Origin of the sequence: Paenibacillus sp. FSL P4-0338 (genome assembly GCF_038002365.1) — a bacterium.
GTDB lineage: Bacteria > Bacillota > Bacilli > Paenibacillales > Paenibacillaceae > Paenibacillus_AQ.
Window position 1 is genome coordinate 3,762,840 of the sequence record NZ_JBBOCG010000001.1, and the last position, 25,868, is coordinate 3,788,707.

General features: G+C 54.1%; 22 protein-coding genes, 1 tRNA gene and 1 other annotated feature. Of the genes, 10 read left to right on the plus strand and 13 right to left on the minus strand.

Translation table 11 applies throughout. The features are described 5' to 3' along the window. The first annotated feature begins 1 nt into the window (after position 1). Genes MKZ07_RS16510 through MKZ07_RS16520 form a run of 3 tightly spaced genes read left to right on the plus strand, consistent with a single transcriptional unit; the run spans position 2 to position 2,554 of the window. Positions 2 to 1,210 carry a Ger(x)C family spore germination protein gene (locus MKZ07_RS16510; RefSeq protein ID WP_036697569.1) on the plus strand — a complete coding sequence of 403 codons (1,209 nt, stop codon included), beginning with the start codon at positions 2 to 4 and terminating at the stop codon, positions 1,208 to 1,210. Then, positions 1,207 to 1,419 (plus strand): hypothetical protein, encoded by a 213-nt coding sequence (locus MKZ07_RS16515; protein WP_036697571.1) that lies wholly within the window; start codon positions 1,207 to 1,209, stop codon positions 1,417 to 1,419. The genes MKZ07_RS16510 and MKZ07_RS16515 overlap by 4 nt, the downstream gene beginning before the upstream one ends. Before the next feature lie 31 nt (positions 1,420 to 1,450). Next, entirely contained in the window at positions 1,451 to 2,554 is a 1,104-nt protein-coding gene (locus MKZ07_RS16520; protein ID WP_341026609.1) for a GerAB/ArcD/ProY family transporter, read from the plus strand. Between the two features lie 95 nt (positions 2,555 to 2,649). Here the strand turns inward: MKZ07_RS16520 and ispG are convergent, their stop codons facing one another. The 5 genes from ispG to MKZ07_RS16545 form a co-directional block, all read right to left on the minus strand. Beyond that, positions 2,650 to 3,789, minus strand: a complete 1,140-nt coding sequence (gene ispG / locus MKZ07_RS16525) for a flavodoxin-dependent (E)-4-hydroxy-3-methylbut-2-enyl-diphosphate synthase (protein ID WP_036697705.1) — start codon at positions 3,787 to 3,789, stop codon at positions 2,650 to 2,652. A gap of 128 nt (positions 3,790 to 3,917) precedes the next feature. Further along, positions 3,918 to 5,174 carry an ATP-dependent Clp protease ATP-binding subunit ClpX gene (clpX, locus tag MKZ07_RS16530; RefSeq protein WP_036697574.1) on the minus strand — a complete coding sequence of 419 codons (1,257 nt, stop codon included), beginning with the start codon at positions 5,172 to 5,174 and terminating at the stop codon, positions 3,918 to 3,920. 12 nt (positions 5,175 to 5,186) lie between these two features. Beyond that, positions 5,187 to 5,777 (minus strand): ATP-dependent Clp endopeptidase proteolytic subunit ClpP, encoded by a 591-nt coding sequence (gene clpP, locus MKZ07_RS16535; RefSeq protein WP_036697575.1) that lies wholly within the window; start codon positions 5,775 to 5,777, stop codon positions 5,187 to 5,189. 282 nt (positions 5,778 to 6,059) lie between these two features. Beyond that, positions 6,060 to 7,403 (minus strand): trigger factor, encoded by a 1,344-nt coding sequence (gene tig / locus MKZ07_RS16540; protein ID WP_036697577.1) that lies wholly within the window; start codon positions 7,401 to 7,403, stop codon positions 6,060 to 6,062. A gap of 95 nt (positions 7,404 to 7,498) precedes the next feature. Continuing rightward, positions 7,499 to 8,428 (minus strand): hypothetical protein, encoded by a 930-nt coding sequence (locus MKZ07_RS16545; protein ID WP_076159908.1) that lies wholly within the window; start codon positions 8,426 to 8,428, stop codon positions 7,499 to 7,501. A gap of 153 nt (positions 8,429 to 8,581) precedes the next feature. Here MKZ07_RS16545 and MKZ07_RS16550 point away from each other — a divergent pair. Beyond that, positions 8,582 to 8,655, plus strand: a tRNA-Arg gene (locus tag MKZ07_RS16550). 808 nt (positions 8,656 to 9,463) lie between these two features. Here the strand turns inward: MKZ07_RS16550 and MKZ07_RS16555 are convergent. From MKZ07_RS16555 to MKZ07_RS16585, 7 genes are all read right to left on the minus strand, one after another. Beyond that, positions 9,464 to 9,913 carry a hypothetical protein gene (locus tag MKZ07_RS16555; RefSeq protein ID WP_341026611.1) on the minus strand — a complete coding sequence of 150 codons (450 nt, stop codon included), beginning with the start codon at positions 9,911 to 9,913 and terminating at the stop codon, positions 9,464 to 9,466. Continuing rightward, complete coding sequence (locus tag MKZ07_RS16560; RefSeq protein ID WP_341026614.1) at positions 9,906 to 10,298, minus strand: hypothetical protein; 393 nt, start codon at positions 10,296 to 10,298, stop codon at positions 9,906 to 9,908. Before MKZ07_RS16560 ends, MKZ07_RS16555 begins: the two co-directional genes overlap by 8 nt. Before the next feature lie 320 nt (positions 10,299 to 10,618). Further along, positions 10,619 to 11,500, minus strand: coding sequence for a phosphate ABC transporter permease PstA (gene pstA / locus MKZ07_RS16565; protein ID WP_036697581.1), 882 nt, complete (start codon positions 11,498 to 11,500; stop codon positions 10,619 to 10,621). Further along, positions 11,500 to 12,444 (minus strand): phosphate ABC transporter permease subunit PstC, encoded by a 945-nt coding sequence (gene pstC, locus MKZ07_RS16570; protein WP_036697583.1) that lies wholly within the window; start codon positions 12,442 to 12,444, stop codon positions 11,500 to 11,502. The genes pstA and pstC overlap by 1 nt, the downstream gene beginning before the upstream one ends. A 90-nt stretch (positions 12,445 to 12,534) precedes the next feature. Next, positions 12,535 to 13,398 carry a phosphate ABC transporter substrate-binding protein gene (locus tag MKZ07_RS16575; RefSeq protein ID WP_036697584.1) on the minus strand — a complete coding sequence of 288 codons (864 nt, stop codon included), beginning with the start codon at positions 13,396 to 13,398 and terminating at the stop codon, positions 12,535 to 12,537. 44 nt (positions 13,399 to 13,442) lie between these two features. Continuing rightward, entirely contained in the window at positions 13,443 to 14,879 is a 1,437-nt protein-coding gene (locus MKZ07_RS16580; RefSeq protein WP_036697586.1) for a stalk domain-containing protein, read from the minus strand. Positions 14,880 to 15,049: 170 nt separating this feature from the next. Next, complete coding sequence (locus MKZ07_RS16585; RefSeq protein WP_036697587.1) at positions 15,050 to 15,493, minus strand: hypothetical protein; 444 nt, start codon at positions 15,491 to 15,493, stop codon at positions 15,050 to 15,052. Between the two features lie 208 nt (positions 15,494 to 15,701). On the opposite strand from MKZ07_RS16585, the gene MKZ07_RS16590 reads away from it, so the two are divergent. From MKZ07_RS16590 to MKZ07_RS16605, 4 genes are read left to right on the plus strand one after another with little or no spacing between them, the layout of a single operon-like run. Continuing rightward, positions 15,702 to 16,448 (plus strand): ABC transporter ATP-binding protein, encoded by a 747-nt coding sequence (locus tag MKZ07_RS16590; protein ID WP_036697591.1) that lies wholly within the window; start codon positions 15,702 to 15,704, stop codon positions 16,446 to 16,448. Continuing rightward, complete coding sequence (locus tag MKZ07_RS16595) at positions 16,445 to 17,482, plus strand: ABC transporter permease (protein ID WP_036697593.1); 1,038 nt, start codon at positions 16,445 to 16,447, stop codon at positions 17,480 to 17,482. The genes MKZ07_RS16590 and MKZ07_RS16595 overlap by 4 nt, the downstream gene beginning before the upstream one ends. A gap of 57 nt (positions 17,483 to 17,539) precedes the next feature. Next, positions 17,540 to 18,226 (plus strand): TetR/AcrR family transcriptional regulator, encoded by a 687-nt coding sequence (locus MKZ07_RS16600; protein ID WP_051493831.1) that lies wholly within the window; start codon positions 17,540 to 17,542, stop codon positions 18,224 to 18,226. Between the two features lie 30 nt (positions 18,227 to 18,256). Beyond that, positions 18,257 to 21,601: a DEAD/DEAH box helicase gene (locus MKZ07_RS16605; protein WP_341026622.1), complete on the plus strand. Its 3,345-nt coding sequence runs from the start codon at positions 18,257 to 18,259 to the stop codon at positions 21,599 to 21,601. Between the two features lie 95 nt (positions 21,602 to 21,696). Here MKZ07_RS16605 and MKZ07_RS16610 read toward each other — a convergent pair whose 3' ends face one another. Then, on the minus strand, positions 21,697 to 22,056 hold the full coding sequence (locus MKZ07_RS16610) for a hypothetical protein (protein WP_036697597.1): 360 nt from the start codon (positions 22,054 to 22,056) through the stop codon (positions 21,697 to 21,699). Between the two features lie 193 nt (positions 22,057 to 22,249). Between MKZ07_RS16610 and MKZ07_RS16615 the strand changes: the two genes are divergently transcribed. Then, positions 22,250 to 22,555: a hypothetical protein gene (locus MKZ07_RS16615; RefSeq protein ID WP_036697600.1), complete on the plus strand. Its 306-nt coding sequence runs from the start codon at positions 22,250 to 22,252 to the stop codon at positions 22,553 to 22,555. Positions 22,556 to 22,788: 233 nt separating this feature from the next. Further along, positions 22,789 to 23,011, plus strand: a binding site (T-box leader). A 54-nt stretch (positions 23,012 to 23,065) separates the two neighbouring features. After that, positions 23,066 to 25,126: an arginine--tRNA ligase gene (locus MKZ07_RS16620; protein WP_341028028.1), complete on the plus strand. Its 2,061-nt coding sequence runs from the start codon at positions 23,066 to 23,068 to the stop codon at positions 25,124 to 25,126. Positions 25,127 to 25,868 lie beyond the last annotated feature (742 nt).

Sequence of the window (25,868 nt, forward strand, 5' to 3'; positions counted from 1 at the left end):
TATGCGTATTCAACAAGCAGTCTGTCTGCTCCTGTTCTTCAGTCTGGCGGTATTGCCCGGATGCTGGAGCCGCAAGGAGCTGAACGAGCTGGCCGTGGTCATGGCGATGGGAATTGATGCCGCACCTGAGGGTTATGCCGTTTCTGCACAGGTGCTGAATTCGGGAGAAGCACGCAGCACAAAAGGAGCAGCAGGCAAAAGCCTGCCTGTTCTTACCTACAAGGCCGTAGGCCAGACGGTTCCCGATGCCCTCCAGCACATGCTCAGTACGGCTCCGCGTACCCTCTACTTATCCCACATCCGGGTGCTCGTCCTCGGAGAAAAACTGGCACGGCAAGGAGTCAGTGACATCCTTGATTTCATCACCCGGGATCATCAGCTCCGCAGTGATTTCTTCCTGGTGGTCGCGAAGAATTCTCAGGCCTCTGACATTCTGGAGATTAATACTCCGTTCGAGCAGATTCCGGCCAGCTCGCTCTATTCCTCCATTCTGGTCTCGCATAAAAATTGGGCAGCCACCGGCAAAGTCACCCTGCAGCAGTTCATTCTTGAACTGGAGCGCGGCGGCTCCAATCCGATTATGTCCGGCGTAAGGCTGAACGGCGATGTGTCAGAGGGAGGAACAATCAAGAATATTGAATCCATTGTCCCCAAGACTCAGATTGTCCAGGCGGGAATTGCTGTTTTCAAAAAAGACCGTCTGGTCGGCTGGCTGAATGAGAGCTCCAGTAAAACGCTTAATTACACGCTGAATGAGGTCGATTCCTCGAACGGAATTGTCTCCTGCCCGGATGGGGGCAAGGTCGGATTTATCATCACCCGCTCGGAGAGCCGCATCCTGCCCCGGCTTAATTCTGCCGGAGAGCCTGAATTCACACTCTCCATCCATGCAGAGTCCGATCTTACGACCGTTAATGGTACCCTTGACCTCACTAAGCCGGCCAATATAGCGCTGATCGAGACCCGGATTGAGAATAAGTTCATTAACAATATGGAGGGGAATATCCAGAGCGTACAGCAGGATTATGGTTCGGATATCTTCGGCTTCGGCGAAGCACTACACCGCAAATATCCCCGGGTATGGAAGAAGTACCGTGATGGATGGGATGACCATTTCAAGCATGTGAAGGTACGAATCGCATGCAAGTTACAGATCCGGCGGATTGGTTCCATTGTTCAGCCGCAGAGAAGGGAGATGGAGCTTAAATGAATTGGAACTGGCTGCTGCTCCTGTTCCTGCTGATCACTGCTCTGATGCAGCTTCCCCGGTTGATCCGGCTGCGTTCTCCACAGGATACGACGATCTTCTGCACACTCTGGCTGCTTGCAGCTTCAATCACGATTGCCGACATGGCAGGTTCCACTCTGATTCGGCCTTTGGACTGGGTCAATGGCATCATCAAGCTACTCTCTTTGTAACCATTAACTAAACTGAAAGGATGATGGGCCAGTGAGCAAGTCCAAGAACCTCTCCTCCTTACAATTATTCATACTGACCTTCGGGCTGATGACAGGAACCTCCATTCTGGACTTGCCTGGAACAATAACGCAAATCGCCAGAGAGGATGCCTGGATCGCTGCCCTCTTCGCCCTGCTGATCAATCTTATGATGGCACTCTTATGTCTCGGCCTCTGCCGTCTGTATCCGGGCCAGACTCTGTTCGAGATTCTGGAGTCTGTGCTGGGCCGATGGCCGGGCAAGGCGTTATCACTCATCTATTTATTCTATTTTCTCATCCTTACCAGTGCGCTGCTGGGCGATCTGAGCACCTTCATCACCACAGAGGTTATGCCTGAGACCCCGTCTGAGGCAACCAAACTCATATTTCTGCTCGTTCTCGTCATCAGCGCGCTCAAAGGCATCATTATTCTGGGCCGGTTGAGTGAGTTGCTCTTCCCCTGGCTGCTGCTTCTGCTCACGCTGCTCGTTCTGGCCCTGATCCCTCAAGCGAATTGGACACATATCCGCCCCATTATGGAGGATGGCCCGGGCCCTGTTCTGGCCGCCGGTATTCAGTCCGCCATGTTTCAAGAGCCCATTGTATTGATGGGCTTCCTCCCCCTGGTGAAGCTGCCCGCCAAGCGGGCACGGGTCTTGCTCAGCGGAATAATTACCGGCGGGATAGTCCTCTCCGTACTGACACTGCTCAGTGTACTGGTCCTTGGGATTGAACAGACCTCGAACAGCGTCTATCCGGTATTCGTGCTGGCGAAGACCATTAATATTGGCAACGTACTGCAACGAGTTGAAGGAATGTTAATTACGATCTGGATTATGACCTTCTTTATCAAAATCTCCTTGCTCTTTCTGCTGCTCCTACAAAATTTCCAGACCGTATTCAGTCTGAAGCGCACCACTCACCTGATCTTTCCTTTGGCGGTTCTGTTGTTCGTCTTCGCCTCCAATATTTATATCAACATGGCCTATCTCATAGATAGGGTGCAGAATGCCTGGTGGAAATTCGCTGCCATCCACCTCGTATTCATCCCTCTGCTGATATATGGGATTGCGCTGATAAGGAGCAAGCTGGCTGCCTCGGCAGCCAAGTCTTAAGACCTGGTTATGCCTATACATTCTTCTATTTAGCAAAAAAGCCCTGCCCGTTTGCAGATCATCCGCAAACGGGCAGGGCGCTGTTATATATAGAATTAGTTCTCTGTACTGCCGATTTGAACCGCCGGAGCAAGTCCCGCGTGGCTACGGCCGGGAATCTCGCCGGTCGCCTCGAAATGCTCGACAATAATATCAATCTCCTTCTTCAGCTCGGAGACGAGCTCTGCCTCAGGCACCTTGCGGATCATCTTGCCGTAACGGAACAACAGCCCTTCTCCGCGCGCACCGGCGATGCCGATGTCTGCTTCTCTGGCTTCCCCTGGACCATTCACCGCACACCCGAGGACAGATACCTTAATCGGCACCTTCAGCTTGGAGATGTACTCCTCCACTTCGTTCGCAATCGAGAAGAGGTCAATATCCAGGCGTCCGCAAGTCGGACAGGAGATCAGGGTAGCGGCATTCGAGATCAGACCGAAGGTCTTCAGCAGCTCACGGGCCACCTTCACTTCCTCCACCGGATCAGCACTCAGGGAGATCCGCACCGTACTACCGATACCCATGGAGAGCAGCGCACCGATCCCGGCCGAGCTCTTCACTGTTCCGGCGAACAGAGTGCCGGATTCAGTGATACCCAGATGCAGCGGATAAGGAATCACTTCTGCAGCTTGACGGTAAGCCTCGATGGCCATCGGCACATCGGATGCCTTCAGGGACACGATGATATCGTGGAAGTCCAGCTCTTCGAGAATGCCGATATGGTATAGGGCACTCTCAACCATAGCCTCCGGTGTAGGATAACCGTATTTCTCCAGCAGGTGATTCTCCAGTGAACCGGCATTCACACCGATCCGGATCGGTATCCCCTTGTCCTTACAGGCCTTAACGACAGCTTCCACCTTATCACGGCGTCCGATATTGCCGGGATTGATCCGCACCTTGTCGATGCCGTTCTCAATCGCCAGCAAGGCCAGCTTGTAATTGAAATGAATATCCGCTACGAGCGGGATATGAATCTGCTTCTTGATTTCCTTAATCGCTGCTGCCGCTTCCTCATTGTTGACCGTTACACGCACGAGCTGACAGCCAGCTTCCTCCAGCCGCAGAATCTCGGCCACGGTTGCCTCTACATCGGCGGTCTTGGTCGTACACATGCTTTGGATTGCAACCTCGTTGTTACCCCCGATAATCACTCCGCCAACATTGACGGGACGGGTCTGGTGTCTCAGGAACATGATTTTCTCCCCCATAACGATCAAAGCTCCACCCTCTCCGCTCCCGCAGGTCATGCGGGGGTGCGGGAGAAAGTGGAGACCCTGAGCTGTATTGTTAAGCCGGGTCAGGCCGGGTAATGAAGCCTGACTTACGCGCTTTCTTCTTTTTTCTTATCCTTCTTGAGACTAAGCTCCGGCAGAGACTTCTCCTTAACAACCTGCTCGGTAATGACACAATCCTTAATGTCATCACGTGAAGGCACCTCGTACATCACATCAAGCATAATGCTCTCAATGATGGCACGCAGTCCACGGGCACCGGTGTTGCGCTTGATCGCTTCCTTCGCAATCGCTTCAAGAGCAAGCGGTTCGAACTTCAGAGCTACATTATCCATCTCCAGCAGCTTCACATACTGCTTCACGAGCGCATTTTTAGGCTCGGAGAGAATACGTACCAGGGTGCTCTCATCAAGCGGTTCCAAGGTCGAGATGACCGGCAGACGGCCGACGAACTCGGGGATGAGGCCGAACTTCAGCAGGTCCTCAGGCAATACCATAGACAGGTATTCACCGGCCTTGAGGTCCTTCTGTCCTTCAACCGCAGCGTTGAAGCCGATGACTTTTTTGCCGATACGGCGCTTGATCATTTGCTCCAGGCCGTCGAAGGCACCGCCCACGATGAACAGAATGTTCGTAGTATCGATCTGGATGAATTCCTGATGAGGATGCTTGCGTCCGCCTTGCGGTGGAACCGAAGCAACCGTACCTTCAAGAATCTTCAGCAGCGCCTGCTGAACGCCTTCACCGGATACGTCGCGGGTAATGGACGGATTCTCGGATTTACGCGCTACCTTATCAATTTCGTCTATATAGATAATGCCGCGTTCGGCTTTCTCTACATCATAATCAGCCGCTTGAATCAGCTTCAGGAGAATGTTCTCGACGTCTTCACCCACATAACCGGCTTCCGTAAGGGAAGTGGCATCTGCAATGGCAAAAGGCACGTTGATGATCTTCGCCATCGTCTGCGCCAGCAGGGTCTTACCGGAGCCTGTAGGTCCGAGCAGCAGAATGTTGCTCTTCGTCAGCTCCACATCTTCAATCTTGCTCTGGCTGTTCACGCGCTTGTAGTGATTGTATACAGCAACGGAGAGCGATTTCTTCGCTTGCTCCTGGCCGATAACATATTGGTCCAAGATATCGCGGATTTCCTTCGGTTTCGGAATATCCTTCATATCCAGCTCTTCCTCGTGGCCAAGCTCCTCTTCCACAATCTCTGTGCATAGCTCGATGCATTCGTCACATATATAAACGCCAGGTCCCGCTACGAGCTTACGAACCTGCTCTTGTGATTTGCCGCAAAAGGAACATTTCAACTGCCCTTTTTCATCATTAAATTTAAACATCTAACCACCCCTTTAAGATATGATCGGTGAAGAGAGTACCTGGTCAATGAGCCCGTATTCCTTCGCTTCTTCCGCGCTCATGAAGTTATCGCGGTCTGTATCCCGTTCGATTTTGTCAAGGGGCTGACCTGTGCGCTCTACATAAATCTGATTCAGCTTCTGCTTCGTCTTGAGAATCCAGTCGGTGTGAATCCAGATGTCGGACGCCTGCCCCTGAACGCCGCCGAGCGGCTGATGAATCATGACCTCGCTGTTGGTCAGCGCATATCTCTTGCCGGGCGCTCCGGCTGTCAGGAGCAATGATCCCATACTGGCTGCCATCCCTACGCAAATCGTTGAAACATCCGGTTTGATATATTGCATCGTATCATATATACCCATGCCGGCTGTAACAGAACCACCGGGCGAGTTGAGGTACAAGTGAATGTCTTTTTCGGGGTCATCTGCTGCCAGGAACAGCAACTGCGCAATAACCAGATTGGCGACATCATCGTCAATCGCACTGCTCAGGAAGATGATGCGATCCTTGAGCAATCTGGAATAGATATCGTATGAGCGTTCTCCCCGGCTTGTCGTTTCCACAACCATTGGTACCAGACTCATGCCACCAACCTCTTTTCTCTATACAGATTAGTCTTTCCGTTTCAGAAATATTTTAACACGTTCAAAGCGGGATGTCATTTATTCACGGGGTCCCTAAACCGCATTGTTCATGTGCATGCCATTATAACGCAATTCCACAGACAATGCCAATTGAAGGGTTCATGATATGTACTACCAAACGCCCGGCCCCCGATAAAAATAAGGCACGTAACAAAAACTTACGTGCCTTATCAAATCTCTATGGAGGCTAATGGATAGCCGTTCTAGGTAAGGGATTGAAGCTTACTCAGCCTTTGCTTCTTCTGCTGCCGCTTCTTCTGCAGGTGCTGCCGGAGCTTCAACTTCCACGCTGTTGCTAACGAGGAACTCGATTGTCTTGCGCAGGGAGATCTCATCGTTCAGGCTGCTCAGGGAACCATTGGCTGCCAGAATGCTGCGGATTTCTTCAGGAGAACGCTTGTAAGCTTCAGCCATAGTAGCCAGCTCTTGCGTAACTTCTTCTTCCGACACTGCGATCTTCTCTTCCTTAGCAATAACTTCCAGAACAAGGTTGTTACGAACGCGCTTCTCAGCATCGCCCTTCATTTGTCCTTGCAGGTCTTCACGGGTCTGGCCGGAGAAGCTAAGGAACATGTCCATGTTCATGCCCTGCTGGCGAAGACGGGTATCGAAGTCACGAACCATGTTCTCCACTTCGCTGGCGATCATAGCCTCAGGAATTTCAACTTCAGCATTTGCTGCTGCTGCGTCAACTACTGCGGATTCACGAACGCTCTTCAGCTCTTCCTGCTTGCGGGATTCGAGCTGTGCCTTCAGGTCTGCCTTGTATTCTTCCAGTGTGTCGAATTCACTAACATCCTTGGCGAATTCATCATCCAGCTCAGGAAGCTGTTTGCGCTTGATTTCGTGCAGCTTCACTTTGAATACAGCAGCTTTGCCTGCCAGTTCAGCAGCGTGATAAGTCTCAGGGAAGGTTACTTCAACATCCTTGAAGTCTCCAGTGGACATGCCCACTACCTGCTCTTCGAATCCTGGAATGAAGGAATTGCTGCCCAGCTCCAGGGAATGACGCTCAGCCTGTCCGCCTTCGAAAGGAACGCCGTCAACCGAACCGTCAAAATCAATTACAGTGATGTCGCCGTTCGCTGCTGCTCCTTCTTCGATAACAACAAGCTCAGCGTGACGCTCTTGCAGACGCTTCAGTTCAGCATTCAGCTCTTCGTCAGTTACTTCTGCCTTCTGTACTGGTACTTCCAGACCTTTGTACTCGCCCAGCTTCACTTCAGGCTTAACTGTGATCTTCGCTTTGAAGATGAACGGCTGGCCCTTAGCGAATTGCTCGATGTCCACTTCAGGACGGTCTACAGGGAAGATGTCAGTCTGTTCAACGGCTTCGCCGTAAGCTTCAGGAAGAAGAATGTCGATAGCATCCTGATACAGGCTTTCAACACCGAAACGGGATTCAAAAATCGGCCGTGGCACTTTACCTTTACGGAATCCAGGTACGTTTGCTTTCTTTACCACTTTATTAAAGGCTTTGTCGAGTGCTGCAGCTACGCGTTCCGCTTCAACTTCGACTTCAAGAACTCCGAGGTTCTTCTCTATTTTTTCCCAAGTTGCTTTCATAATATACTTTTCCCTCCAAAAATAGGTTACATTTTTACTTAAATAGTCCAACATTTCACGCACAGAATAACCACTATATTATATACAACATTACTTTATTTATCAAGTAGAGAACTCTTCACGAATCCCCTGAGTGAACGGTAGGCCCCCTCAAATTGGAAGCGCATGCTGTCCGTTATGCCATACATGCCCCGTGTTTCCTCTTCTTTGCGGTTCCCGTTCAGGCTCTCCGACACCATCTGGTGCAGGGCTCCCGCCCAAATATCCAGCTGCGAATACTCCCCGTCCAGCAGCTTGCGGTAATCCGCCGTCCCGTAGATGGACATGACGAACTGCCCCCACAGCTCCTGGGCAAAATAATACAGCGTCGGCTCATGCACCTCCGCCTGCTCAGCCACCCGTTCCAGCACCTGGCTGATCTGCGGCGGGAACTCGTCGTTCTGCAGCGGCACGGTCTCGATCTCCACCTCGGCGGCCTCATGGCCCCGGCTCAGCCTGATTGCCCCCTGCGCCCCTCTGCGCCGCAACGTCTGCAGTGTGCGGAATTGCAGCAGCGGATGCACCTCGGCCTGCTGCAGCCAGCCGGTCAGCGCTTCATCTACCCTGCTCCCCTCCAGGTAGGAGAGCTGCTCCAGCGCCAGTACTGTCGCTTCGGACAGCGGTTCATTCATGACCCGCTTCAGCAGTTTATCCGGGTACTCCGCATCCTCCTCCAACTTGGATCTGGCCAGAATCCGGGCCATATCCTCTTCCCCCAGATCCATCTCCTCCGCATCCGGGGCTCCGTTCCCGTCACCGCCCTGCGCCGCGTAGGGGAAGGCCGCCACCAGCCATTCCAGCAGCGACCGCCATTCCTCGTAGTGCCGCTCTTCCTGTCCCTGGCACTGCAGCAAAAAACGCAGCAGCTCCATCGCCTCCCCGTAACGTTCACTCTCCAGCATAACTGTGAGCTGAATCTGATAGTAATCCAGGGTCTTGGGAAACAGCACGATGTTCTCTTTGGCGGGGGAATTGAATTGATTCATGAGGGCACCTCCTTTTCTCCGAACTGTAATCGCTTCTGAACCTTAATCAATTGTAGATTATAGCATATCCCTGCACGGTTTCAAAAAAACAAGTTGAAAAAGTTAACTATGTATGATAACATAATTTTTGCTTGCTTTTCAGTCAGTCATCATGTCCCGGTAGCTCAGTTGGATAGAGCATGCGCCTTCTAAGCGCACGGTCGGGGGTTCGAATCCCTTCCGGGACGTCAAAACAGCAGCCTTCCTTTGGGAGGGCTGTTTTGTCGTTCTGGGGATGAGAACCCAGCGCCAGCGGGGACGTTGGAGCATAAGCTTCGATAGCACTACTTCGCAATCAGCCCGAATGGGCTGTATCCCTTCCGGGACGTCAAAACAGCAGCCTTCCTTCGGGAGGGCTGTTTTGTCGTTCTGGGGATGAGAACCCAGCGCCAGCGGGGACGTTGGAGCATAAGCTTCGATAGCACTACTTCGCAATCAGCCCGAATGGGCTGTATCCCTTCCGGGACGTCAAAACAGCAGCCTTCCTTTGGGAAGGCTGTTTTGTCGTTCTGGGGATGAGAACCCCCTTTTATTTTGAGTAGGATCAATGTGGGCGCTTGGGTGGACGCTGCGCGAACGGACCGTTGTTCCAATCGCTGTGTTTTCCAGATTTTCCTCATTCCCCTTAGCGGTAAAAATCCAGAAACCAAGGCGAACGCTGCCGCTTTCACACAATCGTTCCGTCCTCTCCGCTGTTTGAGCGGGAAATGAACTTCCAAAGAAACCACTACTCTTGTCGTAGTGGAGGATGGGAACCAAACACAAACTATGCGGACTGGAGATCCCTTATTCCGGCGGATCACGCCTGTCCGCAGGGTCATGCGGACTCAGGGGCCGTTAAGTAACCCGTTTCTCCGCTTTTTCAGCTCGAATGAACACTTTAACGTCCTCTGAGTCCGTTTAGGACAGAAAAGTTGGTTTTTTCGACGAATAGCGTCCCCTCAGTCCGGATAACTCAGCTGGTGGCTACATTCTATTCGTTCACCCTGAAGCAGTTCAAGTCCCACTATTAAGCATTTGCGCCTCAATATTTGCCTCAATATTTGCCGCAGCATTTCCTGAACTTTTTTCCGTTTCCGCTGGGGCAGGGTTCGTGGTTACATAATGTGTAGAATAACGCTGTTCCATCGCTACATCTCCAGTCTTGGAGAAGCGAAGCGGACGCTTGGGGCCCTTTCCCCTTTTGACATAAGCGGTATGGGATGGCTTCAGTTCATGCTCCCGTGCCTTCTGACGGATCAGTGACAGGATGAAGTTGAACTGCGACAGGTTGCCGCGAAGGGCCCGTTCCAGATAAGGAACTTTGCCCAGACGCCACTCTTCTACCTGTTCAGGACTGACTGCTCCAAGTCTGAGAAAGACTTTCAAGGGAGTGACAACGCCCTTTCCTGCAATGAGCTTCTTAACAATTTGGCCGACTTTCTTGTTCAATTGCTGCCTATTCATGCATGCCTTCCTCCATATTCCTGCAGCGCCCGCACTTCTCCGGGAAGTAAATCCCATCCACCCGGTAGCAGCTAAAATCAAGGTGATCGAATACAAACGGATTGCCGCATTCGGTACACTGCAGCAGAACAGGATCGCGCGTGCGTCCGATCAGCGATTGCGCCCAGTCCAGAAGCAGTCCATGCCATGCGCTCTCGTCCAACCGGTCACCGGAACATAGGATTTTGAACAGAAATAAAAGAATCATGCCCCGGTTCCGTTCCTTCAGATACTCCATACTGACCGGCGTGATCCCTTGGTCCAGCCACTGCTCCCACTCCCGCAGCAGCTCCTCAGCCACCCGTTCCCGCCGGACGGTCCAGCCGTAGACGGGGAACTCGATCATGGGAAGCTTCCCGGATTCAATGGATACGCGGTCATCTGCTTCCGGTTCGGCTTAGGCGGTTGGTCTTCTTCGTGCTCACAGCGTTCTTCCTCCTTGTCCTTATAATGGGCACAGGCTAGTCCAGACTGCGCGTATTTTATAGTCCAATAATAGCATATCCAGACCGTGAAACAGGAGATTTAGTGGTGAGTTTCAGCGCTTCTCTGAGCCATCCGAAGCTTCCTCGATTACACAGCAAACAGGCTGCCCGCCATGAAACTTCCATAGCAGAGCAGCCTGTTCTTCCAGGATATAGCTCTATTCACCCGTTTGCATCCGTCTCAGCGTCCCCGGCGGCGGTTGCCCAGCCACAGCGGGAAGCGGAACATAAAGTTGATCAGCAGCACGACAAAGACCAACACGGCGGCAGACTTATCCGCGATTTGCCGCGCATCCTCGACAATGGCCTCAGACTGCACGTACCACAGATGCACAGCCAGAGTCTCACCCGGTGAGAACAGGTTGAAGTCCCACATCTCGCCGGAGGTGCTGAGTCCGGCGGTCAGGAGGATGACCGCCGACTCCCCGAAGGCGCGTCCAGCCACCAGGCAGACGCCGGTGACGATGGCCGGAAGGGCTACCGGCACGACGACCTTGCGGATGACATGGAACTTCGTCATGCCGAGGGCATAGCCGGCTTCACGGATCTCGCCGGGAACCGCTCGCACCGCTTCCTCCGTGACGCGGGCCAGCATCGGCAGATTCAGCAGCGCCAGGCTGACTCCCCCGCCGAGGATCGTCAGGCCGACGCCGAAGTACTCGGCGAAGATCGCAAGGCCCAGCAGACCGAACACGATGGACGGCACCGAGGCCAGGGATTCCACGCAGATGCGCAACGCACCCGTGAAGGCATTATCCGGCGCGTACTCCGCCATATAGATCCCTGCCCCGATCCCGATGGGAACCGAGATCAAGAGAGAGATGAACAGGATATAGAAGGAGTTGAACAGGACGGGACCAATCCCGCCGCCGGGATCGATCTCCTCCGGCTGCTTGAGCAGGAAATCAGGTCTGAGCGAAGGCAAGCCTTTGCTCAGGATGGTGAACAGCAGCCAGAAGATCAGCAGCATGACCAGAACGCCCAGCGTATAGAAGCCGATGGTAGCCAGTTTATTACGCCGCTGGGCTCTGGCCGTATGGCGTGTGCGCGTGAATCCGTTCATCAGGCATCCCTCCGTTTGCGGCCCAGGAGCCGGATAATCAGAATCAGTACAAACGAGATCAGCAGCAGCAGGAAGGCCATCATATGCAGGGAGTAGTTCCAGGTGGAGTCGAACTCCACGTTGGAAATCTGCATCACGATATTACTGGTCAACACCGAGGTGGGTGCGAACAGGCTCTTCGCCAGCTGCGGCGTATTGCCGATGACCATCACCACCGCCATGGTCTCCCCGACTGCGCGGGTCATGCCCAGAATCACTGCCGAGATAATGCCCCGGCTGGCAGCGGGCAGCACGACGCGCATAATGACTTGAAGGCGGGTCGAACCGAGCGCATAGGCAGCGTCGCGGTATTTGCGCGGAACAGCCACAATAGCATCATCGCTGATCCGGCAGATGGTCGGCAGTACCATCAATGCCAGCACGAGTGCGGCGGCGAGCAGTCCGTCCCCGAGACCTTCTCCGCTGACTCTGCGCAGGAAGGGCAGCAGCACGGTCAAGCCTAGATAGCCATATACAATAGAAGGAATACCGACCAGCAGATCCAGTACCGGACGGATGAAGCTCTTCAGCCACTTCGGGGCAATCTCCGCACAGAGCACAGCCATCCCAACCGAGATGGGCACGGCAATGACCAGGGTCAGCGCGGTAAGCGACAATGTATTTACGATGAAGGCGGCTGCGCCGAAGGCATCCTCTTCCGGCGTCCAGTTGAACGAGAAGAAGAAGTCCTGCGGGGAGATGCGGGTGAAGAGCAGCAGCGCCGTTTTGCCAATGAATACAATAACTAGTCCCAGCACAAGACAGAGCGCAAGGATGCTGAATAAGAAATAATAACGGGAGATGCTGTTGCCCAGCAGATGTCTGCGGTGCCTTTTGGTGTTACGTTTGACTTCCTCTAGGCTTGTCTGTGTCTTCGCTGTCAGGCTATGAACCGGTGCCCCCATACTTTCCCTCCTGTAAGAGGCCAACCCCGTATATCCCGGAGCTGGCCGCTGTTACCTATCAATCTATTGTGCTTGCTTGGTTCAAGGATCTTAGGATTGCATAGCAGAGATTGGAATGAACTTAAGCTTCTTAAGCGAGCCCTGCTGGAACTTCTTGCTCTGTACATATTCGATGAATTCTTTGGTCGCGCCGGTCGGCTGGCCGTTCGTCATGTAGTAGCCGTAAGCCCAGATCTTGTATGAGCCGTTGATCACGTTATCCGTGTTAGCTTCCACACCGTTGAACTTCACAGCCTTGATGTCGCCGCCCGTTACATAGACAAGGTCGATGTATCCGATAGCATTAGGCGTTGTACCTACAGCTGTTTTCATGTCACCGCTGGAGCCGGTTTCCTTGTAGTTCTTCTCTTTCTTCACGATATCTCCGCCGCCCAGCGCCTTGGCCTGATAGTTAACGCGGGTCCCGGAGCCGAAGGCACGGGTGATCACTACGATGTTTGCATCCGATCCGCCGACCTCTTTCCAGTTGGTGATTTTACCGGCGTAGATGCCTTTGAGCTGCTCTGTAGTCAGGTTGTCGACTCCGACATTCTTATTAACGATGGTTGCAAAAGGAATCACAGCGACCTTATTGGCCACTTGTCCGTCAAAGGCCTTGAAGCCCGGAACATCAATACTGGCATCCCAGTCGCAGGCTCCGATATCGGCAATACCTTTCTTCACGGCCTGCGGTCCAGTCACGGAGCCCTTGCCGGAAGCGGCGATCTTCACTTTAGGGTGAAGCTTCTGGAATTCCTTAGCGGCCTGCAGCGTCAGCGGAAGCAGTGCTGTAGAACCGTTAACGGTGATTTTACCCTTGAGGCTGTCCGCTGCTGCGGCCACCCCTGCAAAGGATGCGGTAACCGCGATCACCGCGGTGAGTGCTGTAACTGTGAATTTTTTGAATATCTTCATGTCTGAATTCTCCTCCCGGCGGTGTGCGCCGATAAATGTTGTAATTAATTAGCAACTTCCGGTGAGCCTGACAGTTGCAACGCTTTGCCGTTCTGAATGACCAGTACCTTGCCGTCGCTGATGATCCCCAGCTTGCTGCCGTCTGCCGATACCGCTACTTCTGATACATCTTCGGCTGTCCGGTACAGTTCAACCGGAGCTGCGCTGCCTGCAATAGAGTAGATTACCGTGCTCCCGTCCGTTGTAGTCCCGGAGACTACGAGGCCCGTACTAACCTCTGTGGACCAGTTCACCTCTGCACCGAGGGCGATATCTGTGCTTTTACCATCTGCTGTAATCAGCTTTAGCGTGTTAGCGGCATTGCCGTCCGCATCCGCACTCAGGTATGATACGCTGCCGTTTGCCAGAATCTCAGGATACAGCTTGTTGTCAGGTGTAGTAGTCAACGCTGCCGGCTTAGCACCTTTGGTAGTAAGATCCAGCTTATAGAGCTGTTCTCCGGCCTTGCTGAAGTCTACTGTAAGTGAATCTTCTGTGCTGTCGGCATCATTCTTGGCGGTACCAGTGATGTTGACAATGTACACTGCGCTTTTGCCGTCTGCCGATATGCGAAGCTCCGATTTATTCTCTACTTTATCTTCAAGCAGAGCCTTGACCTCTCCGGTCTCTACTGAAATCTGTGCCAGCTTCTCCTGCTTGTCGCCCTGGACGAAATAGAGCGTCTTGCCGTCACTCGACCACACGATATCTGTCTTCACGCTGGTGTCCTTGCCGAGCGGACTGATTAAGCCGGTGGACAAGTTGATCAGCTTCAGCTGGCCGGTCTCATCGCTGAATGCGCCCCACTGCTGGTCGGCGGAGACTGCGAAATCCACCGCACTTTCGCTGGAAGAGAACAGATCATAGTTACCTGGAGTCTGAGTGAATTTATAGAGCAGGGTGGATTCAGCGTCGCTCTGATTCGCAATCAGGCCGCCGTCAGCGCTCCAGTGAAGAGTGTCAAATGAACCGGCAGGCCGGGCGAAGCTCAGAATCGTGTGAGCATCGGCCTCCAGCTCACCGCCAAGCGCCGTAACCAGCTTCGTCAGCTCCACATACGTTTTGCTGTTACGCACTACCGGGGCCACTGTAAATTCCAGGGTCTCGCCATCAACCTGATAGCTTTTCACGCCTGCCTGTAGCTGCACACTATGTAGACCTTTGCTGTCATTGAGCTGGATTCCGCTGCTGCCATGCACAAGTCCTGCTCCCAGCTCTGCGGCTATCTGGCTCAATGAATAGAGCTTGTACCCGCCGCTGTTGATTGTGCTGAGTGTAACCGGCGTACCGTTGATATTCCAGGACATGCTGCCCTCTACGGCTGCTGCTGTCTTGACAGCTGCGGCACTTACTTGGCTGCTTGTCGCCAGAACACTAACAGCTCCCCCTGTTACGAGAAGTGCAGAAGCCAGAGCCGCGCCGATCCATTTACTATTCTTCAATTAGATTCACCCTTTTCCTATAGGTAACTGCTAATGTTATTTTCGTCTACGAGTGTCAATTCTGTTGCGTAGGAATGTTATGGAAATATTAACTGTAAAAATAATTACAAGCCCATAGAAAAAAGACCCGCCCGGGAACCCTCCCGGACCGGCCTATTGTAAACCCTGTGTTAATTCACAATCCAAGTCACGATAATCTCATTCCCGCCGCGCTCTGAAGCCGAGGGGCTGCCAATAATAGAATACGAATAGGAGCCATTCACTTTGCCGTTAATCAGCAGGTTGCGGCTGTCCACAATCTCTGTCCCGCGTTCCAGCTCCTTCTCTCTTACATACTTCTGATATGTAGTTCCAAGAGCGGCCATAGTCTCCTTCGTCTGATAGATCAGCATAGAGGATTTCTTCCCCTCTGACTGTTCACCTTGGGTAAAAGTAATACCTGCCCCTTCGGGAATCGGCAGATCCTCCGGCAGATATTGTTTTGCCTCCGTCTTCTCGTCCGCCAAGGTATGAAACCGTCCACCACCAACTGAATGGTCTGCATCGCCGCAGCCGCTAAGTCCAGCCGCAGCCAGCAGCACGCCTAGAGGAAGGAGCAGCTTATGTCCTGCCATAATTCCACCGCCTTTAGTGAATTGGGTTTCAGAATGCCGGTAAACATAGGATGTCCCTTTTATTACCCGGATCAAGGGTGGGAGTAACGGATAATCCTTACCATTTTATTTACTTTTTAAAATAATTTGTACGCTTCCAGAAAGAGTTTTACTTTTACATAAGAAATCATTAATATAATGAGTGAGCGCTCACTCATTATTGTGAGGAATGGAGGAGATTGGTGTGAATGAGGGAAAACCTGTCATTGCGGTTACTCATGTGAACCGGGCTTTTGGCAATAAAACGGTGTTGAAGGATATAACGCTTCAGGTGAATCAGGCAGAGACCTTCGGGATTCTGGGGCCATCCGGCTCTGGCAAAACCACGCTTGTCAAGCTGCTTACGGGCATAGATGAGGTAACCTCCGGTGAGGTCACCGTGCTGGGGGTGCGGATGCCGAAGCTTGCCATGCTCCAGCAAATTGGATATATGGCCCAGTCGGATGCCCTGTATACCGAGCTTAGCGCCAAGGAGAATCTGGAGTTCTTCGCTGCGCTCTATGGACTGAAGGGCGGCAACCGCACGCGGCGGATTGGGGATGTGATGGAACTGGTGAATCTGCAGGAGCATCTGCGGAGGCGGGTGGACCAATACTCCGGCGGCATGAAGCGCCGGCTGTCCCTGGCGATTGCCCTGTTGCACGAGCCGCCGCTGCTGCTGCTGGATGAACCAACCGTCGGCATCGATCCGGTGCTACGCCAGTCGATCTGGAAGGAGCTGAAGGCGCTGAACCGCAAGGGAACAACGATTGTTCTGACCACGCATGTGATGGATGAGGCAGAGAAATGTGACCGGCTGGCGATGATCCGGGACGGCGTACTGCTGGCGGCCGATACTCCGGCTGGACTGCTTCAGGCTACCGGCGCCGCCAGCATTGAGGAAGCCTTCCTCTATTATGGAGGTGTACGCCGATGAGAATCCGGGCCATTACCCTGAGAATTCTGCAGCAGTTCATCCATGACCGGAGAACTATGGCGCTGATGTTCATCGCTCCTCTGCTGGTGCTTAGCCTGATGAGCCTGGTGTTCGGCAGCGATGCTTATGAGCCTAGAATTGGCTTTTCGGGGGATGCGGCAGTGTTCAGTTCAGCGCTGGAAGCCCAGCAGGCTGAGGTTACCAGCTATGCTGATGAAGCATCCGGGCAGGACGCCCTGAAGGCGGGAGACATTGATGCTCTCCTTACAATGAAAGGAGACACTCCTGCTGTTGTCCTTGAAGGCAGCAACCCGGCGGCTAACCGCGCTGTGATCATGGCGCTCCAGGAAGCTGCTCAGAGCCTACAGCCACAAGCGCCGGGCGGGGGGCAGCTCCAGCCGCAGATCAGCTATCTCTACGGCGCGGAGGATATGAAGACGATCGATCGCTTCGGCCCGATTATGATCGGGGTGTTTGTGTTCTTCTTTGTCTTCCTGATTGCCGGTGTCTCCTTCCTGCGCGAACGGACCACGGGCACGCTGGAGCGTCTGCTCTCCACCCCGCTGAAGCGCTGGGAGATCGTCACCGGATATGTCTGCGGCTTCGGCATCTTCACCGTCTTTCAGGCCCTGCTGATCTCCTGGTTCTCGATCCAGGTGCTGGGGATTATGATGACAGGCAGCTTCGGCTACGTGCTGCTGATGACACTGCTGCTGTCGATGTCGGCGCTGACCCTCGGCACCCTGCTCTCGGCGTTCGCTGCCAATGAACTGCAGATGATCCAGTTCATCCCCCTCGTCATTGTGCCGCAGATCTTCCTGAGCGGATTATTTCCGCTGGATACCCTTCCCCTCTGGCTCCAGCGCATTGGACTCGCCACTCCGATGTACTACGGTTCACAGGCACTGATGGATATCATGGTACGCGGCAGAGGCTGGAGCGATATCGCCGGGGATGTGTTCATGCTGATCGGCTTCTCCCTGCTGTTCATGCTGCTGAATGTGTTGGCTCTGCGCAAGCACCGCAGAATGTGAAGGGTGAACGGGCTATGGTACACTAGGAGGAACTGCAAGAGTCTGGAGGTTCTATTAATGGAGAATAACCCTGCTGCTGATCAGGAGCAGCTGGAGCAAGACCAGTGGGTTCAGGAGCTGCTGGATCTCAGCGAGAAGGAGCAGGTCACACCTAAGCAGCTGTCCATTCTGCGGGCGGCGATTGATGTTTTTGCAGAGAAGGGATTCTCGGCGGCCGCCACCAGTGAGATCGCCCAGAAGGCGGGCGTGGCCGAAGGCACGATCTTCCGTTATTACCGGACCAAAAAAGATCTGCTGCTCGCCATCACGGTCCCCACCATGAGCCGGATGATCGCCCCATTCGTGCTGCGCAACTTCAGCGGTGTGCTGGATGTGCCGTTCGGGAGCTATGAGGATTTCCTTAAGGCCTTCATCGTGAACCGGCTGGAGTTCGTCCGCAGGAATCTGAAAATCGTCAAAATTCTCATTCAGGAGATCCCCTTCCAGCCTGCGCTGAAGGAGCAGCTGACCGAGAATATCTTCGAGCAGGTCCTGGCCCGTGTAACTGCAATTACCGAGCATTTCAAGGTGCAAGGTGAAGTGATTGACGCGCCTACTCCTGCGATTATACGCTTCACGATCTCGGCGATTGTCGGCTATCTGCTAGTACGGCTGGTGCTGATGCCGGAGCAGGATTGGAACGATGAGGCAGAGATTGAACAGACTATAAGCTTCATTCTGCACGGGATCGGCGGGAATGGATAAGACAGAAGCAATAAAAGGAAGTGAGTATACGTGGGTTATCAGGTGCCGGAACGGGTAATCAAGCTGCTGTGCGGAAATGCCGCTTTTGACCAGGGAGCGGCTTATTATCATGCCCATAAGGTAGACCTTGTCTATACGGAGCATAACGAGGAAGACGAATATTCTAAATACCGCGCTGAGGTCCATGGACTGGAGAGCCATGAGATTGCGCTGATTATCGACAGTGACGGGGATGTGCAGGGGGAATGTACCTGCCCGGCGTACTATCGCGGCGGACCCTTCTGCAAGCATATTGCGGCAGTGCTGGTGACGGTCCTCTACCGCAGCCAGGCTGCCGGAGCTGAACAGGCTGAGGATATGCAGGCAGATGCGGAGGAGGCTTATCCCGCAAGGACAGGCAGTCTGCCGCTGGCGCAAGGCAGCTCCGCCCCTTCCGGGGCAGAGCAGAGGGAACGCAGCGGAGACCGGCAGCTGGTGAGCAGCATGCTCGGAATATTCACCGGAGGGCGGCAGCGGCCAAGCGGTGCAGGCACGTATATCGATCTGCGGACACCGCTCCAGGTCGAGTTCATCTGCCGGCCCTTCAACTTCAACTACGGCAGTACCATGCTTGGGATGGAAGTGAAGCTTGGTCCTAAGCGTCTTTATATCGTGCAGAAGATTAGACCTTTTTTGGAGCAGGTGCACCGGGGCGAGCCTTTTGAATTCACAGCGCATTTCAGCTATGATCCCGCCCTGCACAGCTTCTCCAAGGAGGATAATGAGGTCCTGCAGAAGCTGATTGAGATCATGCTGAATGAGAAGGTCTACCACAGTCTCACCAGCCCGTATGGTTCCCGCACTAACAATGCAGGGAACGACCGGCTGCTGCCTGTGGCCCCTTTTTTCTGGGAGAGTCTGTACCCCCTATTAGAAGCTGCGCCTGCCGTCCGCCTTCAGCATGGACAGCTTCTGCTGGACCGCTTGTCCCTCTCGGAGGAGCCGCTGCCGCTCAGCTTCCAGTTCGACCAGGCACAGGAGGACGGCTACCGGCTGGATGTCCGGGGGCTTGAACAGCTTATGATTCTGGAGAGCTACGGGCTGGTCTTGACCGAAGGCAGACTGCTGAAGCTCCCGGCGCAGGAATGCGGGCGGCTCTCCGAGCTGAAGCGGGTGCTCAGCGGCAGCCGGCGGGATAGCCTGGCGATTGCGCCTGAGCAGATGGAGCCCTTCATGGAAACCGTCATTCCCGGGCTGAAGAAGCTGGGCAGGGTGAGCATTGCCGACACCATTGCGGACCGGATCGTCCAGACCCAGCTTCACGCCAGACTCTACCTGGACCGGGTAAGGGACAGGCTGCTGGCCGGGCTGGAATTCCAGTACGGCGGAATTGTCATCAATCCGCTGGAGGAGAAGGCTCATGAGCGGAGCAGTGAAGTCATTCTGATGCGGGACGGGGAAGCAGAGCGGCGGATTCTGGACCTGATGGCCCATGAGTCCTTCTCACGGACGGAGAGCGGATATATCATGCGTGACGAGGACGGGGAATTCGACTTCCTGCACCATACCATCCCGCTGCTGGAGCCGCTGCTTCAGGTCTATGCGACCACTGCGGTCAAGGATCGGGTGCTAACGGAGCATGCAGCGCCCAAGGTCAGCCTGAGCTGGAACGAGAAGACTGACTGGCTGGACTTCAAGTTCGCCATGGAGGGCATCACGGAGAAGGACATTACCCAGGTCCTTAAGTCCCTTCAGGAAAAGCGTAAATATCACCGGCTCAAGGACGGAGCCCTGCTCCCGCTGGACACCGCAGAGTTCCAGGAGATTATCGCGCTGATGAACGAGCTCGGCGTCCGCAGCGTGGATATCCGGAGTTCGGAGTTCTCCCTGCCGCTGGTCCGCGCCCTCCATCTCCATGCAGGCACCTTCCAGGGGCAGACCATCGAGACCGGCCGCTCCTTCCGGCGGCTGCTCGCCAATATGGCGAGTCCTGAGAATCTGGACTTCCCTGTACCCGGGAGTCTCGCTTCTGTGCTGCGGGATTACCAGCAATACGGCTTCCAGTGGATGAGGACGCTGGCCCATTACCGCTTCGGCGGAATTCTGGCGGACGATATGGGCCTTGGCAAAACACTGCAGAGCATCACCTTCCTGCTCTCGATGCGGGAAGACATCCGGCAGAGCGGTGTGCCTGCCCTTATTGTCGCGCCTGCCTCCCTGCTCTATAACTGGCTTAACGAGCTGAAGCGCTTCGCCCCGGAGCTGCAGGCAGTCATTGCCGACGGCAACGCCGGTGAGCGCAGCCGGGCTCTGCGGAACACGGCCGGGCATGATGTCATCATCACCTCGTACCCGCTGCTGCGCAGAGATGTGGATGAGTATGCCAAGCTGTCGTTCCATACGCTTATTCTGGATGAAGCACAGATGATCAAGAATCATGAGACTCAGACTTCGCAGGCGGTCAGACTGCTTCAGACCCGCTACCGCTTTGCGCTCACTGGTACACCGGTGGAGAATACACTGGAGGACCTGTGGTCGATCTTCAGCGTCGTCTTCCCCGGCTTGTTCCCCGGGAAGAAGGCCTTCCATGACCTTCCCCGGGAGACGGTAGCCAGGCGAGCCCGTCCCTTCCTCCTGCGCCGCCTGAAGAGTGATGTGCTGAAGGAGCTGCCGGATAAAATCGAGTCCCTCCAGGCCTCCGAGCTGCTGCCGGAGCAGAAACGGCTCTATGTCGCCTATCTGGCCCGCCTGCGCAAAGAAGCGCTCAAGCATCTGGACAGCGACAGCTTCGGCAACGGCCGGATCAAGGTGCTGGCCGGACTGACCCGGCTGCGCCAGCTGTGCTGCCATCCGGCCCTGTTCGTGGACGGATATACCGGCGGCTCCGGCAAATTCGAGCAGCTGCTGGAGATCATCGACGAATGCCGCAGCTCCGGCAAACGGATGCTGATCTTCTCGCAGTTCACGCAGATGCTCGGTATGATCGGGCGCGAGCTGGCGCTGCTCGGGATTCCTCATTTCTATCTGGACGGACAGACCCCGGCCTCCCAGCGGGTTGAGCTATGCAGCCGTTTCAATGAAGGCGAGCGCGACCTGTTCCTGATCTCGCTGAAGGCGGGCGGCACCGGCCTCAACCTGACCGGTGCCGACACGGTCATTCTCTACGACCTGTGGTGGAACCCTGCTGTCGAGCAGCAGGCCGCCGACCGCGCCCACCGGATCGGGCAGAAAAAAATCGTCCAGGTTATCCGCCTGGTAGCCCAGGGTACCGTAGAGGATAAGATGTACGAGCTGCAGCAGAAGAAGAAAAACCTGATTGACGAGGTAATCCAGCCGGGACAGGAGGCGTTGTCGAGCCTCAGCGAGCAGGACATCCGCGAGATCCTCTCCATCTGAGTTGAACAATATAAACAGGGACCTTCTGAGCGAGCAGCTCTGCAAGGTCCCTGTTTCATTTCACAACCGGAAAGTCCGGAATAATACCTAATCCTCTATACGTCTGAGCTTAATTTCTCATGCGTCACTACACGGTGTGCATTCACCAGCTGGCCGGTTGATGTCTTGCCCCACACGGATATTCCAATCTCATCTTCGTCCACTTCTCCAGTGATGAACACAAATTCATAGGCATTCAGATCAGCAAAATAATCCCGGGTCACCACCTGATTCGGAGCAACATCAATCACCTCACTGACATACAGCGTTCTGGTAGCGCCCAGCACGTATCCCTGAATACTAATAGAGGTGCTGCCTGGAGCACTCCGCTTGACCACTCTTACCGTCACTGTCTGCGTAGGTCTGACTCCCGAAACGGCATTGTTCTCTATCGGTCCTGTTGACAAAATCGCCATCCTGTCTCGTCCTCCCTTGAAGTTCTAGTGTCAAAGTACGATATATTCATATTCGGACTTTCCTGTAACGGTGTGGACACAGGCCTGAGCCTATTCACCAATGACTGCAGGCACGCATATCCTTGAATAAGGAAAGACCGCCCATGCGCTGCACTTTTATGTATACGAACGCCGAACGGAAGAAGGGACTCCCATGCCCCCTGCAGGAAAAGGAAAGAGGCCCGCCGCCAAAAAAACACCGTCCAGCTCCAAAACCCAGACCCCTAAAGGGCTTGAATTCGCCGTAGCTGCACTTCTATTGACCGGCAAGCTGAAAGTAGACTCTATCCAGATGTACACAGACGCGTCGATGTTCGTCAGTCTGGTAGGCAAATATAAAACCCTAAGCGAGCTAAGTAGTGACAATGTCGATAAGCTGGTCAGCTTCCTCGATGACAACAGCAGCCTGACGCTGAACGAGATCATGACCGCTTTGAAAAAGAAAGCCGAAAACACCTGAACACATCCGGAAGTGAAAGGGAGGGACGGGGTTATGGACAGTTTTGACGGAGAAGGATTTGCCGGCGGGATCCTGCTGGTCATTGTAATTATGCTGCTGATTTATGGTTCAACGGACATCAAGAACCTGACAGGTGCGCCTAGTGACGTGTGATTCTTAACGGTTGGGCTTCTGCTGCACGGTAATCCGCTCTTGCTTTCTCCCAGAAATTCGCTATACTGATACAAATCCATATTCAATCGATGACCGGGAGAGTAATGGTCTTATATCTAGTCCCCAGCGAGCCGGAAAAGTGAAAGCCGGTACAGATTAGAACCATGAAGCGCACCCGTGAGATGGACTTCTGAACCTTGTAGTAGGAAGCCCCGGCCGAGGACCGTTAACCTGTAAGGTGGCTAAACCGTAAGGCTTTAGCAACGAGAGTGGTACCGCGAGCGCACAAGCCTCGTCTCTTAGGAGATGAAGGCTTTTTTTGTCGTTATTTTATTCAGGAGGTTGTTATTCATGCCAATGTTAAGTGAGCTCATTCAAGAAAGCCTGAAGCAGTCTGTTCACACAATCGCACTATCCCTGGGCGTACCTGCTATCGCTGAAGTCAATGTTGCCCTTGAGCAGCCGGCGAGTGCCGACCACGGGGATTATTCCAGCAATATCGCCATGCAGCTCGCCCGCCCTTTGCGCAAAGCTCCACTGGTTATCGCCAGGCTGATCGTCGCCGAGCTCGAAGCATCGGGCTCTGTTCACGGACTGGTGCTGAGAACTGAGGTTGCCGGTCCGGGATTTATTAATATGTATCTGGATTGGCAAGCCTGGGCACGGGCGAAGGAGAATTTCACGCTGCCTCAGCATGCAGGGGAGTCGAAGGTGATCGTCGAGCATACTTCCGTCAACCCGAATAAAAGTATGCATATCGGGCATTTGAGAAACTCCTGTATCGGGGACGCGCTGGTGAGGGTACTGCGGGCGACCGGCCATACCGTTGAGGTGCACAACTATGTGGATGATCTCGGCAATCAGCTGGCTGATACTGTAGCCGGTCTGCTGAATGTTCCACTGGCGGGAGAACATGTAAGGTTCGGAGATTACTGCTGGGACATCTATGCCGAGATTAACAAAACTTACGCGCAGCAGCCAGAGATGGTGCAGAAACGGACCGAGATTCTTCATGCGCTGGAGGAAGGCCATGGTAATACTGCCTGGATTGGCAACCTCGTCGCCGGGCAGATCGTGAAAGAACATGTGGAGGAGATGCGGGGGTTCGGCATTGACTACGATCTGCTGGTGTGGGAGAGCAGCATTCTGAAGGAGGGCTTCTGGGCCTCGGCGTTCGAGCTGCTGTCGCAGACAGAGATCTTCGTGCAGGAGACCGAAGGTAAGCTGGCAGGCTGCTGGATTCTGAAGCAACCCGCTGAAGACACCGTACCGGACACTCAGGAGGAGCATCAGAAGGATAAGGTGCTGGTGCGCTCGAACGGAATTCTGACCTATACTGCCAAGGACATCGCCTATCATCTGTGGAAGTTCGGACTGCTGGAGAAGGATTTCAGCTACAACGAATTTCAGAGCGGACTGTGGACGACCGGCTTGAGCGGACAGGCTCTGCCTTTTGGACGGGCGGACCAGGTCGTGAACGTCATCGATTACCGGCAGGAATATCCGCAGCTGATGGTCAAGCAGGCACTCAAGGCACTGGGATTCGGTACGCAGGCAGACGCGCTTCATCATGTCAGCTATGGGGTGGTCTCGCTGAGTCCCGCTTCTGCGGCAGGGCTGGGCATTGATACCTCCAGCGGCAAAAGCTCCTACGCCATGTCCGGGCGCCAGGGAATCGGCATTAAGGTAACCGAGCTGGTCCGGCTCATGGAAGACATGATTGAATCCACCCGTTCGGACAAAAACGGCCTGTCCAGCCGGCTCATCGCCACCGCTGCCATCCGTTACTACCTGCTGCGCTTCAATCTGGGCACCGAGATTGTGTTCGACTTCAAGCAGGCGATGGAAATCTCCGGCAACACCGGCGTCTACCTGATGTACGCCTACGCCCGGGCGCAGCGCGTGCTTAGTAAGGCCGCTTCGGCGGGTGATGTGAGTGGCGTGGGCGCGGCTGACGCTAGCGGGTCCGGCGTGGGCGAGTCTGGCGTTAGCGGGTCCGGCGCTGGCGAGAGCGGCGTTGGCGGGGCTAGCGTGGGCGAGTTCGGCGTTGGCGAGAGCGGCGTTGGCGGGGCCGGCGTGGGCGCGGCTGGCGTTAGCGGGGCTGGCGTTAGCGGGTCCGGCGTGGGCAGGGTGCCGCTGTTCCCGGCGCAGCTCGAAGCAGCTGAGCTTGCCTTGCTGAGACAGCTCAGCTTGTGGCAAGACACACTCTATACAGCAAGCCGGGAGCTTACGCCGAATACGATCTGTAACTACGCCTATTCCCTGGCCTCGTTATTCAGCAACTTCTACTCAGCTTGTCCAATTCTCAAAGGCGGGGAAGCCAGCATCACCTTCCGCCTGTGGCTGACCCGGAGCTTCACCGATACGCTGGGCGAAGCCCTCGACGTACTCGGCCTGCCTAAGCCGGATCGGATGTAGACACACTAAGTCTCTATCATCTTAAGAACCAATTGTGGTTTTATACAATTGCTCCAATTCGTTGTTAGCTTGTTCATTAGAAACTCGATAACGTTCTGAAGCTTCAGTTGACAACTTCTCGATCTTATCCTGGTACCTAGTACACTTTAGTACACTGAATTTTATAAAATGCGATATTTTCCGAAGTCTCAATCCATGTCTACGCTTGGCGGTCTTAAGATCTGTCCTCATGCAAAAAGGGGATGTTCTCGGAAGAACGCCCCCTTTATTTAGGTAACTTAAATTATGTCGCTGGTACTGATTATCATGCTGAATAAGTATACTAAACGCCCTTTATATTAATAGGGTGTATCACGTAAACTTAGGTACACCTAAACTCAATGAAATTTGCCGCGCCCCATTCTATGCTTGGTTGAATAAGTACCCAAGCCCCTATGACAGAAGGAGATGTTCTCGCAATATTTTAGGTAACTTAATCTTGTCCCTGCTTAAAAGCAGACTCTTCCGGATGTAAGGCAGCCCCTCTATTAACCACTCTCAGCAGAATGTATGTCTGCTTACGTTCGTCCCGAACCAACCGTAAAAGCACAGTCAAAATTGTAACTGTCTTTCTCCATAAGCTCCTGTGTCGATCGTTCTGCTGCTGACAACAAAACCACCTCTTCAGCTCACAGATCCCTGGCACGATGATGGAGCGCAGCGGAATCGTGGTGCTGCCCTTCAGCGTGAACGCTTGATGAAC